The 15,611-nt window shown below is 28.9% G+C and carries 13 protein-coding genes; 3 read left to right on the top strand and 10 right to left on the bottom strand.

Annotation, left to right across the window (positions count from 1 at the left end; all coding sequences use genetic code 11):
- Positions 1-120 precede the first annotated feature (120 nt).
- The 5 genes from PZA12_RS21235 to PZA12_RS21255 all read right to left on the bottom strand — a co-directional run bounded on the left by PZA12_RS21235 (position 121) and on the right by PZA12_RS21255 (position 7,832).
- On the bottom strand, positions 121-2,070 hold the full coding sequence (locus PZA12_RS21235; RefSeq protein WP_103697592.1) for a DNA gyrase/topoisomerase IV subunit B: 1,950 nt from the start codon (positions 2,068-2,070) through the stop codon (positions 121-123).
- Positions 2,071-2,515: 445 nt separating this feature from the next.
- Complete coding sequence (locus PZA12_RS21240; protein ID WP_078114513.1) at positions 2,516-3,904, bottom strand: glycosyltransferase family 2 protein; 1,389 nt, start codon at positions 3,902-3,904, stop codon at positions 2,516-2,518.
- A gap of 215 nt (positions 3,905-4,119) precedes the next feature.
- A complete protein-coding gene (locus PZA12_RS21245) occupies positions 4,120-5,160 on the bottom strand; it encodes a rhomboid family intramembrane serine protease (protein WP_103697593.1) in 1,041 nt (346 codons plus the stop codon).
- Between the two features lie 356 nt (positions 5,161-5,516).
- Positions 5,517-7,301 carry an oligoendopeptidase F gene (gene pepF / locus PZA12_RS21250; protein WP_103697594.1) on the bottom strand — a complete coding sequence of 595 codons (1,785 nt, stop codon included), beginning with the start codon at positions 7,299-7,301 and terminating at the stop codon, positions 5,517-5,519.
- 129 nt (positions 7,302-7,430) lie between these two features.
- The gene (locus PZA12_RS21255) at positions 7,431-7,832 is read right to left on the bottom strand and encodes a DUF6762 family protein (protein WP_065418946.1); all 402 of its coding nucleotides are present in this window, start codon (positions 7,830-7,832) and stop codon (positions 7,431-7,433) included.
- A gap of 411 nt (positions 7,833-8,243) precedes the next feature.
- Between PZA12_RS21255 and PZA12_RS21260 the strand changes: the two genes are divergently transcribed.
- On the top strand, positions 8,244-8,657 hold the full coding sequence (locus PZA12_RS21260) for a hypothetical protein (RefSeq protein WP_078114510.1): 414 nt from the start codon (positions 8,244-8,246) through the stop codon (positions 8,655-8,657).
- An 899-nt stretch (positions 8,658-9,556) separates the two neighbouring features.
- Here PZA12_RS21260 and dltC read toward each other — a convergent pair.
- From dltC to dltD, 5 genes are read right to left on the bottom strand one after another with little or no spacing between them, the layout of a single operon-like run.
- Positions 9,557-9,784 (bottom strand): D-alanine--poly(phosphoribitol) ligase subunit DltC, encoded by a 228-nt coding sequence (gene dltC, locus PZA12_RS21265; RefSeq protein ID WP_017212529.1) that lies wholly within the window; start codon positions 9,782-9,784, stop codon positions 9,557-9,559.
- A 55-nt stretch (positions 9,785-9,839) separates the two neighbouring features.
- Positions 9,840-10,994, bottom strand: a complete 1,155-nt coding sequence (gene dltB, locus PZA12_RS21270; RefSeq protein ID WP_103697595.1) for a D-alanyl-lipoteichoic acid biosynthesis protein DltB — start codon at positions 10,992-10,994, stop codon at positions 9,840-9,842.
- The gene (gene dltA, locus PZA12_RS21275; protein ID WP_103697596.1) at positions 10,994-12,508 is read right to left on the bottom strand and encodes a D-alanine--poly(phosphoribitol) ligase subunit DltA; all 1,515 of its coding nucleotides are present in this window, start codon (positions 12,506-12,508) and stop codon (positions 10,994-10,996) included. Before dltA ends, dltB begins: the two co-directional genes overlap by 1 nt.
- Positions 12,509-12,522: 14 nt before the next feature.
- Entirely contained in the window at positions 12,523-12,663 is a 141-nt protein-coding gene (locus PZA12_RS21280; protein ID WP_017212532.1) for a hypothetical protein, read from the bottom strand.
- A complete protein-coding gene (gene dltD, locus PZA12_RS21285) occupies positions 12,629-13,813 on the bottom strand; it encodes a D-alanyl-lipoteichoic acid biosynthesis protein DltD (protein ID WP_103697597.1) in 1,185 nt (394 codons plus the stop codon). Before dltD ends, PZA12_RS21280 begins: the two co-directional genes overlap by 35 nt.
- Before the next feature lie 281 nt (positions 13,814-14,094).
- Here dltD and PZA12_RS21290 point away from each other — a divergent pair, with 281 nt between their 5' ends.
- Together PZA12_RS21290 and PZA12_RS21295 are read left to right on the top strand one after the other, a co-directional pair.
- The gene (locus PZA12_RS21290) at positions 14,095-14,766 is read left to right on the top strand and encodes a metal ABC transporter ATP-binding protein (protein ID WP_041899812.1); all 672 of its coding nucleotides are present in this window, start codon (positions 14,095-14,097) and stop codon (positions 14,764-14,766) included.
- Between the two features lie 33 nt (positions 14,767-14,799).
- Entirely contained in the window at positions 14,800-15,600 is an 801-nt protein-coding gene (locus PZA12_RS21295) for a metal ABC transporter permease (RefSeq protein WP_041899814.1), read from the top strand.
- Positions 15,601-15,611 lie beyond the last annotated feature (11 nt).

Raw genomic sequence — 15,611 nt, forward strand, 5'->3', positions numbered from 1 at the left:
TTGATGCATAATGCACAGTTCACAATGCACAATTAATTGTGAAATTTCTAAATTTTAATTTCAAGTTCCGCAGGAACGTGTTCATTAATTGTGCCTTGTACATTGTACACTGTGAATTGATTAAAATTCTCCGTATTTATACATATAGTTCTTTCTAGGTTCAACAATATCCCCCATAAGTAATGAAACCATCTTTTCTGCCTTAGCCGCATCTTCTATAGTTACTTGAAGCAGGGTTCTACTTTCTGGATTTAATGTTGTATCCCACAATTGGTCTGGATTCATTTCTCCTAGTCCTTTATATCTTTGAATCAGCGCACCTTTTCCAACTTGTTTCTTTGTATTTTCAAGTTCATCATCACTATATGCATACTTAACTATAGTTTTTCCTTTAGTCTCTCTATATACTTTGTACAATGGCGGCTGTGCCAAGTATAAATGTCCATTAGCAATAAGTGGCCTCATATATCTATAAATATAAGTCATCCATAGTGTCCTAATATGATATCCATCCACATCAGCATCACTCATTATTATTATCTTGTCATATTTTAAATCTTCTTCTCTATAGTTATCCAAAGTACCTGTTCCAACAGCAGTGTTAAATATTTTTAATTCTTCAGAAGCCAATACATTTTCAAGTTTTTGTTTTTCAGTATTCATTATCTTACCTTTTGAAGGCATTATAGTTTGAAACCTTCTATCTCTAGCTTGCTTTGCAGATCCTCCTGCTGAATCTCCTTCCACAACTATAAATTCATTTACAGTTTTATCTTTCAATGTACACACAGCAACTTTTCCTGCAAGTGGTGCTGTACCTTTTCCTATTTTCTTTTTTTCTGCTTCATTTATTTTCTTAATCTTGTCTCTTCTTTTAGCTGCTTCTAATGCGTTATTGATTATACTTGTTGCCAAAGTTTTATTATCTTCTATCCATTCAGAAAATTTAGTATACACTAAATCATTCATCATAGTATACGCTTCATTATTTCCAAGTTTAGTCTTAGTTTGACCTTCAAAGATAGGATTTGTGATTTTAATTCTTACAATAGCAGTCATACCTTCTCTTAAATCATCGCCTTCAAATTCCTTATCTTTTTCCTTAACCAATCCTAACTTTTTAGACCATTCTTTAAAAGCTCTTGTCATTCCAGTCTTAAATCCAGTTTCATGAGTCCCAGCTTCTGTTGTTGGAATGTTATTCACATAACTTGCAATATATTCAGTAGTTGAATCTGTAAATTGAATACATACTTCACCATATAATTGAAGTTCCCCAACAGTTCTTTCGCCGTCAAAAATTATAGGCTCTTCATGAATTGGTGTTTTACTTTCATTTAGATAATTTATAAAATCTAAAAGACCATTTTCTGAGTAATATTCTTTAGTGATTTCTTGTCCTTTTCTTTTATCTATTAATTCTAATCTTATCCCTTTATTTTGGAATGCCAGCTCCTGTAATCGGCTATCTATTATATCAAATTTAAAATCAGTAGTTGAGAAGATTTCTTTATCCGGCTTAAATGTGATCTTTGTTCCAACCTTATCTGTTTTTCCAATCACCTTCAAGCTGCCAACAGCTGTTCCTGGCATTTCTCTTTTTAATTCTTTATCAAAAGCATATTCAAATCTTTGTCTGTATATATTCCCGTTTTGGTAAACTTCAACCTCTAACCATTCTGATAAAGCATTTACTACTGCTGCTCCAACTCCATGAAGCCCTCCAGAAGTTTTATAATTTTTATTATCAAACTTTCCTCCTGTATGAAGTTCAGTAAATACCATTTCAACTCCAGATTTCTTTTTGATTGGATGAATTCCTGTAGGTATACCTCTTCCATTATCCAATACTGTTACACTTTTATCCTCATTTAATGTTATAGTTACTTTATTACCATATCCATTAGCTATTTCATCTATGGAGTTATCTATTATTTCCCATATACAGTGATGTAACCCCTTACTGCCTGTAGATCCTATATACATACCTGGTCTTATTCTTACAGGTTCTAGCTTTTCAAGTGATGTTAAATCTGTTACATCATAAGCATTAGTATTTTTTAATTCCATAAAACTCCTCCATCTGAACACCAGTTCTTATTTTTTCGTAATTATTTCGCTCTATAAAATATACTGCCTTTCTGCTTTAATGTCAAAAAAAACTTAAGAAGACATCTCTAATCTATGATTTTATGATGGTCGCTTACTCTGTGAGCACTCAACAAACGAACATGAGTCGAGTCTCCTTATAAAAAAACACTCTGACATTTCTTATTTTTTTAATCTTCTAAAATCTCTGTCCCTTGCATTGCATGAGACAAACAATATTTCATTATTATATCTCATTAATATTTATATTAAAATATATATTTCTAACAATACTTACTACTTATATATATTTATTTGACATTTTCATAAAACATATACCTTATCATAATAAAAATAGGATGTCAAAAAGGTCTTTTCAACCATTTTACGACATCCTGATTTCTAATTTATACTTTTGTTTAGAGTATTACACATCACATATTTCTATCTTTCTAACATGCTTAGTATGACTCCACTCTTTATTATTCTTATTTAATATACCTTGAATTGTAATTGGTATCCATGTTAATGTATATAACGCATATAACCAGAATCTAAAGAATAAAATTAATTCTTTCTTTCCTAGTAATATTCCTGTTAATATCAAGAATGCTAAGTTATAAGCTAAGCCACTCACCCAAGCAATAATCCAATTATCCATATTAGCTGTTAAATAAGGAACTACGAAAACATTACTAGAATATAATACCATCATAACTAAGAATGGTTTTGTAATTTTTTTATCAATTGTTAATATTAGCGGAGTAATCAAAAATTGAATGACCGCAAATGTCTTAAATCCAACATCACTAAACAAATAATTTATAATAAATATATTTACGCCTGAAGTATTTGCCTGTATTAAAGTCAAAACTGCTGAAATACCAAGTAATAACGTTACAAAAGGCTGCAATACGTATAGTGCGCAGTCAAACATATAAAACTTTCTTTCCATTATTGACTTCTTAACAAGCTTAAAGAAATATCTTGAAGCAACATCTGTAAAACCTTGCATCCATCTTTTTCTTTGAGTCCATGATTGTTTAAGCTTTAATGGTTTTTCATCATATATAATCGCATCATGAGCCCAACCAACTTTTTCTCCATTTAGTACAAGCTTACATGAGAATTCTAAATCCTCTGTCAAACAAGTGGCACCCCAGCCTAATTTCTTCAATGTCTTAGTTTCAATTGCAAATCCTGTTCCACCAATTTGATTAGAAAATCCTATATTAGCTCTAGCTAACTGGAACATTCTATTTTGAGTCCAAAAAGCTATTGAATAAGCCGCAGCAATCCATGAATCATCTGGATTCTTACTGTCTATATATCCTTGAACAACTTTGTAACCTTCCTGCATCTTTGAATTAATCTCTTTTAAGAAATCTTTATGTACAAGATTATCTGCATCGAAGATAGCAATAGCATCATATTGTTTTTCCATTGCAAATAACTTTGCAAACATCCACTCTAACGCATAACCTTTTCCTCTTTTATCTTTTGCAAATCTTTCACAAACATTTACCCCGTAACCTTTAGATATCTTAGCTGTATCATCTGTACAATTATCTGCAATAACGAAAACGTCATACATTTCCTTAGGATAATCTAGTTTTAGCATACTCTCTATGAGACTACCAATAACGACTTCTTCATTATGTGCTGCTATTAACAATGCAAATTTATTTTTAGGTTCATAGTTCTTATTCTCTTTCTTTCTGAAAAGCCCTATAAGTCCTAAAGCTAAATAGTAACATGTTATTGCAAAAACAAAAATTTGAAAAAATGCTGTTATGGTAAAAATGTATTTTCCCATTACATTCACTCCTAATATTTAATGAGATTTATTCCCATTTATTATTTTATATCTATCATCATACTATACCTATTTAATAATATTTCAATAAAAATAAAAAATCAACCCTATTTTCTTAAGATAAAATTAATATTGCCTCAATAAAATCCTTTACATTTCATTTTTTCTAGCCCAATTCATGATATTTCCCAAGCAATAAAAATATATAAATTTATCTAATTCTTCAACTGTTTATTTAATATTTTGTAAGAGACATATCCAATCAATGCTCCTCCAATAAGTCCACCTATGTGTGCATAATTATCAATATTTTTCACACTTAATCCTATAAATAAATTTATAAGTATTATCTGTAGTAAGCTAGATATATATTTTTTCTGCAATCTATGTCTTTCCATAATTGCAAAAGCTAACAAAGCTCCCAAAAGACCAAATATGCCACCTGATGCTCCTACTGATATAGTATATGGACTTGCTAGATAACTTAATATTGATGCTGTTATACAAGAAGTGATGTAAATAACTAGATACTTTTTAGCCCCATAAATCTGCTGGATTTGCGGACCTACTATATATAAAGAATACATATTAAATGCTATATGTATAATGCTAGAATGTAAAAAAGCACAAGTTAATAACCGCCATACTTCTCCATTATTTATAAGTGCATTATATTTAGCTCCAAAGGTCACTAGTACTGAATTATTTATTGCATTTATCATTTCCTCTGATAACAACTGAGATGAACCTAATGAATGTTTAATATTATAAATATCAATTTGCATTATTATAAATATTATTACATTTATCAATATTAAAATCATAGTTGGAATTTTATATCTAAAAAATTCTCTCTTATTATCAATATTTTTCACTTTACTTTTATTTATATACAGTTCAAGTATTTTTTTTAAGGGCAGACATGATTCATCACACTTAATAACTGTATAATTTTCTTTATCCACGATAAGTTTATTTACCATAACTGTATTATTTATATTTGTATATTCCCCTTTAGATAAAACTATCATATTTAGAGAAAAGTCTTTTCCTAAGGTTTTTATATATTCAAAAGCTTCTAAAAAGTCTATATTTTCATTTTCATCCTCGCTTATCAAAACACAGTATACTCCATTTGATAATTCTTTAATTGCAAGAAATATTTCTCTTTTATGAAAATCACTATAATATTGTTTCATATAGAAATTCTCTGCATTTACTAAAATTTTATAAAATTCTTCTTTAAAGTTATTCATAATACCTTACCTATTCTTATATAAAAATTCATAACTTATTATTTTATAATGTAAATTCACAATTATAGACAATTTTATTTTCTGTCACAATTGTGAATTTTACATTATATATTAGGCATAATCAAAAAAATAACAAATCTATCTGCTAAGAAAAGTTCCTTGTTGCAGCATAGCTGCTCTTTTCATAAGTGCCTATTTTCCACTCTGCTTCATCAGTAGATTGCACTAATAGGATCGCTATGAATCCAATCTGCTTCTTCTCCTAATGAAAAATAATCATGGCATTTGGGACTCGTTATTTTCTTTCATATACCTTATTGAAATACATCTTGGATTTCTGAATTACCTTGTAAACCCTAGTTATCTATCATATCTAAAAGCTCATTGAATCTCTTTATTGTAGCTTCTATTGGTAAATCTGTTGTCATATCTACTCCTGCATTTCTTAAAATATTTATTGGATAATCACTTCCACCAGATTTTAAGAAACCTTTATATTTTTCTACCGCATTTTCTTTACCATCTAAGATAGCCTTAGAAAAAGCTGATGCTGCTGCGTAACCTGTAGCGTATTGATAAACATAGAAATCTGAATAAAAATGAGGAATTCTTGACCATTCGACATCTACTTCTTTATCTATAACAATTTCATTTCCAAAGTACTTAACATTTAGATCATGCCAAGCTTTATTGTAATCTTCCGCTGTTAATGGTATTCCTTTTTCTAGAGTCTCATGTGTATATAACTCAAATTCTGCAAACATCAGTTGTCTAAATACAGTTGTTCTTATTTGTTCCAATTCTTGATTTATTAAATATAATTTTTTCTTTTCATCCTTTTCATTTTCAATTAGATAGTGAATAAGTAATGATTCATTTGTTGTGGATGCAACTTCTGCGCAGAATAATGTATAATTTGCATAGTAATATGGCTGCTCTTTTCTTGAATAATATGAATGAATTGAATGGCCCATTTCATGTGCTAAAGTTGAAACATCTCCTAGCTCATTATTATAATTTAATAAAACATAAGGCATAGTATCATATCCACCCCAAGAATATGCTCCTCCTCTTTTTCCTTTGTTTTCATATATATCTATCCAACCATCATTAACTCCGCTTTTAAAGATATCTAAATACTCTGTTCCTAAAGGATTTAATGCTTTTAATACTATATTTACTCCATCATTAAACTCAATTCTTTCTTTTGGAATTTCAATGACTGGAACATATAAATCATACATATGAATTTCATCTAATCCTAATAGTTTTTTCTTAATTTTCACATATCTATGAAGTGAATCTAAATTATTATTTATTACTTTAATTGCATTTTTGTAAACTTCTAAAGGAATATTATTAGGTTTCAATGATGCTTCCAATGCATTATTATATTTTCTAACTCTACTGCTAAAATTGAAAGTTTTTATTGATGCACTTAGAGACGTTGCTAGAGTATTTTTCAACTTATCATATTCCCCAAATAATCTTTCAAATGCTGCTTTTCTTACCTCTCTATTTTTACCTCTTATGAATGAAGAATAGTTTCCTTCTGTTAATTCAACTTCATTACCATCTTCATCTTCTATTTTCCCAAATGTCATATCTGCATTAGTTAATATATTGTGTATTGCTGAAGGAGCATCCAAGCAATCTGATGCCGCTGCTAACAATTCTTCCATCTCTTTAGATAATATGTGTGGCTTTTCTTTTAATATATCTTCGATTAAGAATTCAAATTGTTTTAATTCATCTAATCTGTTTATTTCGCTTTTAATAAAGCTATCATCTAAACTCAAAATTTCCGGTACAAAGAATGCTGTGTAACTTGCAAGCTCTGCCATGTATATATCAACTTTACTCATTAAACTTTGATAAGTAGTATTTGAAGTATCTTCATCACACTTTAAATGAGCATAAATAAATAAATTTTCTGCCTTCCTAGATACTTTTTCATTAAATTTTAAATAATCTAGTATTGCTTCTCCATTCACAAGTTTTCCTGAGAAATCTTTTAATTTAACTGCTTCATTTTTTACATCTTCAAATTCCTTTTCCCAATCCTCTATATTTTTATAAATCTTATCAACCTTCCACTTAAACTTATCTTCAATTTCTTCTCTTTTCTTTAAATCACTCATATAAATACACCTTTCTTTACAAAAATTTTAGTAAAATTCTAAACCTTATTTATCTCAAGAATATTACCATATATATTCTTAAGAATATGCTTATGAAATGTACACAAATGACTATAAAATATCTTTTATCTACTCAGTATATTCAGATTCTTTTCCCTTAATAGCTTCAAATACTGCATTCATCTCATTATCTATTATAGATACCACTTCTTGTATCTTCCCTTTCATTACATCATAGTCATCTACATAATTAAATTTTATTATATATGTAGGATTGTATTCTTCTAAATCCTCTTCAATTTCATATCCTTTTTCAGTAAATGCTTCGTTATTAAATAAATCATATATTGCTGAGTATTCCCATTCTTCAACATTTTTATTTGTATCGAAATACATATATACAATATCATCCAACACATAAAGCTTTTTTACAAACAATGCACCTTCATTTACTTCAAAACTTCCTAGTTCTTTCTTTATAAATCCTGTTTCTTTATCTTTTTCTATTAATACTAAACTTGAAAAATCCATAGTTCCACCATCCTGTTATTTTTATATTAATTATTTTTATATTAGTAAATCAAAACATATATAAGTTTTATGAAATCTCCTACATTACTATTTTTAGCCATAGTTCAATAAAGTATAAAATTAATTTAAAACATATATAGTTAATTTCTCATATAAAATTATATCAAAAAAGACATTTTATAACCATAAAAATAAAACCTGGTAAACTTTTTTCCAAATATAAGACTATATTCAGAATTCACTCAGATAATAATATTTTTTCCTTAACTTTGTCATACGCTTTTATTTTTATTATATGGAATTATATGGTAATATTTTCTTATGTTCACTCATATACTGTGAATTTAATCTTATTTATTAATTTCTTCGAACTATACTTTAGGTACATCAAAAATAAAGGAGGTATACAGTATGCTGAATAGCGCACAGATTCAAGAAGAGTACTTTGTTTATAAAAAAAGAAGAAGACGAAGACTCCAGAAAAATATTACTCTAAAAAATAAAAGAAGACTCATGTTATCTTTAACTATTTCTTTCGGAATAATAATTATAGCTTCATTCTTTATGACTCGTGATATTTATATATCAAGCAATTCCAAGGACCTCGGATTTTCTGTAGAACATAACTTTACTTCTGGCTTCTCATCAGAAAACAAACTCCTTAGAGTTCAAAAAATGTCACTGCTATATAATGATGGTGAAACTGCTGTTGTTGAAGCATCTGGACTTTCTAAGGCTGCTCCCCATAAAACCATTTCAATTAAAGGAAGCTTTAAAAAGGATGATAAGAAAAGCTGGTGCTTAGAAAAAATATTTAACGAATAAATAAGTTCATACTTATGCAATAAACTCGCCGAAAGAAGGGTTAATCTTTTGTTTCGGTATGCTAGAGAATAGGACTGTGGATTTCTAACATTAGAAGTTGCACCCATTTCTGCATGCTCCTGTGGCAAACACAGGACAAGCAAAAAGTGGAACAATTTCCAATGAAGAAATCCTCCAGCCTTATTCTCAATGCAACACTGCACAAAAGATTAACCCTTTTTCTAGTATCTAGAATTTCATATCATAAGTCTGATTCTTTTTTGTATATAGATAACACAATTATAAACTATACTTAAACTATTGAATATTTTCCAACTAGAAATGGATAATATACTTTTGTGGAATGTTTCTAAGTATGTTATTCATTTCGGCGAGTTATATGCTTAAGTTCAGGTCTTAGTTGTGTTATCTATATAGATTTCCAAAACAAGAACTTGACATATACACCAAGCTAGCTCAAGTAAATTGAAGAACTAATCAAATGCATAAGTAAAATTCTTAAGTTGCTTATCTATAATATAGATAAACCAATTATAAGTTAGATTTTATACTATGAAATATATCCCAACTAGAAATAAGAATTATGCTTTTGTGAAATGTTTCATTAGGAATTTGATGGCTCTGATTCCTAGATTATAAGTTGTTTCAAGTATGCTAGTTCAAAAAGTGAGAATCTAAATTTTATATTTCGTTCTTCGAACTTTCTCTGTGAGCGCTTGCCTTTGATGCTAGCATCTTGGGTGCAACTTGTAATCTTGGGATCATCCATCATAATTCCTTAGAAACTTGAACAACAGCATAATCCTTATTTCGGCGAGCTATATGAATAAGTTCGGGTCTTAGTTGGTTTATCTATAGAACTATACAGCGAGAATTCTCATTACAGAAAACTATAGATTTTATCTAGTTTCTAAGAACGCAGCCAACTTATTAACAGTTGACATATCTTCTCTTTCTAAATCTGTAGGTTGTAATTTGATTCCTAGCTTTTCTTCTATTTGAATTAAAACTTCAATTATTGCTAGGGAATCTAATAGCCCAGCTTCAAAAAGATCTAAATCAAAATCTTCTGCTATTTCATCATTTCCTGTAACTTCAGTAAATATTTCTAAAACTTTATCTTTCATAATAATATACTCCTTCTTATAGTACTAATTTTTTTATTTCTTAGCTTGTCTATTTCTATTTGAATAAATATCCTGAAAATATCAGCATACCAAAACATACTATATGAAATGTTACTAATACCTGAGCATAATTGAACCATTTCTCTTTTTTATGTTTCTTATAAAAGCCTGATTTTCTCTGATAGATATCAGTTAAAACTAATGCAATTCCTTGATATAATCCATAAATTATATAGTATGCAGTTAGTCCATGCCATAGTCCCATTATAAACATAGTAATAATTTGAGCCACATGAGACGCAACAAACCTATTCTTAAATCTCTTTTTCCTCATAGAATTTAACACAAATCTTGAGAAAATGTAATCTCCAAACCATCTTGATAAAGATATATGCCATCTTGTCCAAAATTCTTTCATATCCTTACTTAAGAAAGGTTTATTAAAGTTATCTGGTGTTTTGATTCCAAAGATATAGCTTGATCCAACTGCAAATAAGCTGTATCCTGCAAAATCAAAAAATAAATACATCGTGTAAGCATACATATAATTTACACTATTTAATATTGTAATACCTGAAGGTATTTTTAACAACCAATATGTATCAATTAAATATGCTAGTATAAATTTATAAGCAATTGCAATAAATATCTTTTTCAGACCTGGAATTAAATATTCTTCTAAATATATATTCTTTTCCACTTTTTTATTTAAATCATCCTCAAATCTTTTCCATCTGTCTATAGGTCCAGAACTTAGGGTCGGAAAAAATGTTATAAAATGAATAAATGTCATAAAATTTATTTGAGTTATTCTACCATCATAAATTTCTATTACTACTTGTATCGCCTTAAAATTTAGATATGATAAACCAATAAACCCAATGTATGAAGCATAATGTGTAACCCCTGCTACTTTAGTTAATATAAGCGGAATCATTGATGCAAATAAGAATAACCAATATAAATATTTGTTATCTGTTTTCTTTCTAACAAACAAATATAAGTATATAACAAAAATTTCGCCAACTAAAAACATTGAAAATAAAGCTAATCCTAAACTTTTTCCCATGATCAAATATATCATTACAGCCGAAGCAATTATTCCATAATATTTTGATTTAATCCCATTTAGCCCTAAAACTATGGCAGGAATAAATGTTAATAGCAAGATATATAAGTAAAAGTAATCTCCGTATTGTGTCAACTTCATTATACTTCCTCCAATAGTTTTTTCCTATCAATCTTTCCATTTACATTAGTCGGAAATTGCTTAACAATTTTTATATTTCTAGGTACCATATATGAAGGAATCAAATTTGCCAACTCTTTTTTTATCATTATTCCATTTTTTAATCCACTTAAGCCATTGTCTTCTTTTAACTCAATAAACGCAGTTAAATATGCAATTTTTCCATCTTTCTCTATCGGAACAACAGCTGCATTTTTTATATTACTAACTTTAACTAAGTTATTTTCTATATCTTCTATTTCTATTCTAAAACCATTAAGCTTTATTTGGAAATCCTTTCTTCCGCAATAATATAGATTTCCATTTACATAATAGCCTAAATCTCCTGTTCTATATGCTCTACATTTAGATCCATTATAATCATCATAGAAAAATGCTTTTGCAGTAACTTGTTCATTATTAAAGTATCCTTTGCTTACACTAGGACCTACAATTACTATTTCTCCTTTTTCTCCATCACCTAACACTTTGCCTTCATCATCAACAATCTTTACAACTGATGTTTTCATTGGATATCCAATAGGCAAGCTTCCTTCTTCCAACAATAATTCTTTGCTCATATCATTAGCTGAAACTGCTACAGTTGCCTCTGTTGGACCATATCCATTTACCACTCTTGTTCCTGGGAATCTATTTATAAGTTCCTCGCATAATGGTTTTGGTAATACCTCCCCTACAAAGATCATTGCTTTTAAATTCTGAAGCATTGTAGAATTAAAGTCTTTTTCTGCAACACACATTCCTGCAAACGAAGGAGTTGATACCCATATATTAATATCAGATTGTCTCATGTCATCAAACATATTCTTTAAGTTTGAAAGTGTTTCTTTTGAAAATCCATGTAATGTTTTCCCATAACATAACCCTGGGTAAATTGATGTTACAGATAAATCAAAAGAATATGCAGCCTGATTCATGAATACTTCTTCTTTTTCATCTAAATTTAAATATTCTGCAATCCACTCAACAAAATTATCTAAATTGTTACTGCTTATTTGAACACCTTTTGGCTTTCCAGTGCTTCCAGAAGTGAATAATATGTATGCATTTTCATCTTCTTTTACCCAATTTTCTTTTTCTACTTTAACATCTTTATATTCTTTTACTATTTCTTCAATATCTTTATCTTTTAGGATCCTTATACTTTCAAAATTGCTTTCTTTGCTAAAATCAATAAGAACCTTTGGATGAACCTCACTGATAATTGCCTCCACTCTCTCTTTGGGATAACTAATATCTATTGGTATATAAGCTCTTCCTGACTTTAAAGCAGCCATCATAACTGCCATCATTAAATTTTCCTTATTACCATATATAATAATAGGCGTTCTATCGTCTTTAAATTCCCTTAATAAAAAAGCTGCTATGCATTCTGATATTGTATCTAATTCTGCATATGTCATAACATTTCCATCACATTTTAATGCGATTCTATTACTATTTGAGTATTTTTTTATGCCTTCTAAAATCTTCATTATTTATATCTCCCTTAAAATTGATTATATACAAATGGTATTTCAGCAAATGGTTCAAATGTTAATACTAGAATTGCTAAAATAACTACAATCGAACTTACTAATGCAAATCCTAAAGCTCTATTTTTCTTTATTTCGTTTATAAAGTTGCTCATCAATTTCAAGCCATCCTTTCCATCCTAGATGCATTACATCACACATAAAATAAGGCGTATATTCTTGATCTTTTAAGTTCAAAACATCAAATCCTCTTTCTTTAGCCATTTCTTCCACTTTATCGAAAAACTCATCTCTACTTTGCTTAGTCATTCCAGTGTAATCATACCATCTTCCATTAGTTGGTGCTAAAATTATGTATGGCTTTATACCTAGATCAACACAAGTGTCCAAATATAATTCATAGTCATCAAATTCTTTTGAATTCATTAAATCAACATTTTTATTTATATCTTTTTGAGATTGTAAATTATTTTTTAAATTCTTGTCATAGTATGTGTCATATACGTAGAACTCATTATTAGTTACTTGTTTCTTTGCTTCTTCCTCGGCCTTCTTATGCTCTTCATTCCAATCAACTGTTCTTAGCTGTTTTTCTGATTTTTCAGGTAGTTTCTTTAACCTTCTATATAATAGACCTTTGTCTTTAAGTTCAACAATATTTTCCCTTGCAACAAAATATGGCTTAAATATAACACTTGATATTTTAGATATTAAATTATCGTTTATATAAAGTTTTGCATAAAGCTTTTCTGGTATATATTGTGAGCTTCCTGATAACAACTTGTCCACTCTAGCTGCATATGTTTTTTTATGTTCTTCACTTATTTCTTTATTTGATAAAAATTTATAAAATTGCACTGGTGCAAAATTAGCTTGAAAGTCTGTCCCGTCAACACCATGGTCACTCATAAACCACTGAAGTGAAATTATAAATGCAACATTTGGTTTACTCTGGGTATTCTGGCTTCCTAAATTAGATATCTGAGTCAAGTTCTGACAATATGCTCTACCATTAGTTACGATTGTATCCATTCCTTCTACAGGAAAAAAAGTTGTAGCTAATTGTGAGACTGGTGCCCCTAACTCTGATGACCCCTCTAATATTTGATAATTATTATTTGTAACAAATTCATTATATACGAGTCCTCTATCCTTATAGCTGCTCCCATACTCTATATTTATTTCAGTTAAATCCTTGCTTTTTAACATAGCGCCTATTTCTTTATCCAAAAAAATATTAAGTAACATAACGGTTACTACAGCTGTAATAATAGGGAATAACATATATATAAGCTTTTTTTTCATTTGTCCCTCCTATTTCTTGTTTTTCTACTACGATTTCCATTTAATTCTATACTAATTTAAGACATATTTCAATCCAAAAGTCCCTTCTATCATAGCATATAAAATCAACCGATGAAGATATATGTCCTCAGTCAACGATGACTCTCTATGACAAATTTTTATAGCATTGTAGTATAAAATAGTTATAGTATTGGATATTAATCATAATATAAAAATATATTCTATTGCAAATTATTTGCATTTAAGTGTATAATATAATAATGCTTTAAGGAGTTGATAATTTGATTACTATAAAAAATCTATCGTTTTCTTATACAAAAGGAACAGATTTATTAAAAAATATTAATCTTAATATACCTACAGGAACTTATCTATCTATACTTGGTGAAAATGGAAGTTGTAAAAGTACACTAGTAAAACTTATATTAGGTCTTTTAAAACCTGATAGTGGTTGCATAAGTTTAGATTCTAATAAAGTTTCATACGTTTCACAAAGACTGGATAATTTCAATGCAGAATTTCCAATAACAGTTAAGGAAGTTCTATCGTGTCATGCTAAAACAGTAGGTATTAAGAATTCAAAGTGCATTCAAAGTTCTCTAAAAAATGTAAACATGAGTGAATTTAGCAATAAGTTGATAGGAAACCTTTCAGGTGGACAACAGCAAAGAATCTTTATTGCTAGAGCGTTAATAGGTGATCCCGATCTAATAATATTAGATGAGCCATCAACTGGAATAGATGAAAAGAGCCAAAATGAAATATATCCTCTACTCCAAAGTTTAAATAAGGATTTAGGAAAAACTATTATCTCTGTTGAACACAACACTAAGGTTGCATTAAAGTATTCAACACACATTTTAAAATTAGAGAATTGTGCTATGAAATTATATACAAAGGATGATTTTAAAAGATATCTAGAATCTGAAGATTCATTTTACAACATAATTTAAGTGGTTAAACTATATTTAGGAAGGTAATAATTTATGTTTCAATTAGGTTTTATGCAGAATGCATTTATTGCTGGCTTTATTGTTTCTATACTGTGTCCCTTTATAGGACTTTTTATTGTTCTTAGACGTTATTCAATGATTGGTGATACATTGTCCCATTCATCTTTTGCTGGAGTCGCAATAGGTCTTCTTTTAGGAGTTGACCCACTCTTAACTGCATTTTCATTTACTAGCATTTGTGCTCTTGTAATAGAATTTCTAAGAACGTATTATAAAAAATACGCAGAACTTGTCATGTCAATTGTTCTGACATTGAGTTTAGGAATAGCTATTATTTTAATAAGTAGTGGTAAAGCTTCAGCTAAAGTAGATTCGTTTTTATTTGGAAGTATTTTAACTGTAACAGACTCTGACATATTCTTAATCGCTATCGTTGGAGGAATATGCCTTATATGTCTTCTATTTCTATACAACAAATTAATATATGTAACTTTTGATGAAAATGGAGCAAAAACAGCTGGAATAAACGTTAAGCTTGTTAATTATATTTTTACTTTGCTTGTTGGTGCAACAATTTCTCTTTCTATAAGAGTTATGGGTATCCTTGTTGTTTCATCAATCATAGTAGTTCCGGTTGCAACAGCCATGCAATTAAAAAAAGGGTTCACTAAAACCCTAATTTTTGCTATTATTTTTGGTTTTGTAGATGTTATGATAGGACTTATATCTTCTTATTATATAAATAGTGCACCTGGTGGTACTATTGCCTTAATATCGGTTATAGTTCTTCTATTAACACTAATATTTAAAAGATTTTTTAATTATGAAGATTAGGCTAATACAGG

The sequence above is a fragment of the Clostridium beijerinckii genome (assembly GCF_036699995.1).
In the GTDB taxonomy this organism is placed as follows: Bacteria; Bacillota; Clostridia; order Clostridiales; family Clostridiaceae; genus Clostridium; species Clostridium helianthi.

What these genes read in the sequence shown, in the direction of transcription:
- PZA12_RS21235 (WP_103697592.1), bottom strand. Translation starts at nt 2,070, where the DNA reads ATGGAATTAAAAAATACTAATGCTTATGATGTAACAGATTTAACATCA.
- PZA12_RS21240 (WP_078114513.1), bottom strand. Translation starts at nt 3,904, where the DNA reads ATGGGAAAATACATTTTTACCATAACAGCATTTTTTCAAATTTTTGTT.
- PZA12_RS21245 (WP_103697593.1), bottom strand. Translation starts at nt 5,160, where the DNA reads ATGAATAACTTTAAAGAAGAATTTTATAAAATTTTAGTAAATGCAGAG.
- pepF (WP_103697594.1), bottom strand. Translation starts at nt 7,301, where the DNA reads ATGAGTGATTTAAAGAAAAGAGAAGAAATTGAAGATAAGTTTAAGTGG.
- PZA12_RS21255 (WP_065418946.1), bottom strand. Translation starts at nt 7,832, where the DNA reads ATGGATTTTTCAAGTTTAGTATTAATAGAAAAAGATAAAGAAACAGGA.
- PZA12_RS21260 (WP_078114510.1), top strand. Translation starts at nt 8,244, where the DNA reads ATGCTGAATAGCGCACAGATTCAAGAAGAGTACTTTGTTTATAAAAAA.
- dltC (WP_017212529.1), bottom strand. Translation starts at nt 9,784, where the DNA reads ATGAAAGATAAAGTTTTAGAAATATTTACTGAAGTTACAGGAAATGAT.
- dltB (WP_103697595.1), bottom strand. Translation starts at nt 10,994, where the DNA reads ATGAAGTTGACACAATACGGAGATTACTTTTACTTATATATCTTGCTA.
- dltA (WP_103697596.1), bottom strand. Translation starts at nt 12,508, where the DNA reads ATGAAGATTTTAGAAGGCATAAAAAAATACTCAAATAGTAATAGAATC.
- PZA12_RS21280 (WP_017212532.1), bottom strand. Translation starts at nt 12,663, where the DNA reads ATGAGCAACTTTATAAACGAAATAAAGAAAAATAGAGCTTTAGGATTT.
- dltD (WP_103697597.1), bottom strand. Translation starts at nt 13,813, where the DNA reads ATGAAAAAAAAGCTTATATATATGTTATTCCCTATTATTACAGCTGTA.
- PZA12_RS21295 (WP_041899814.1), top strand. Translation starts at nt 14,800, where the DNA reads ATGTTTCAATTAGGTTTTATGCAGAATGCATTTATTGCTGGCTTTATT.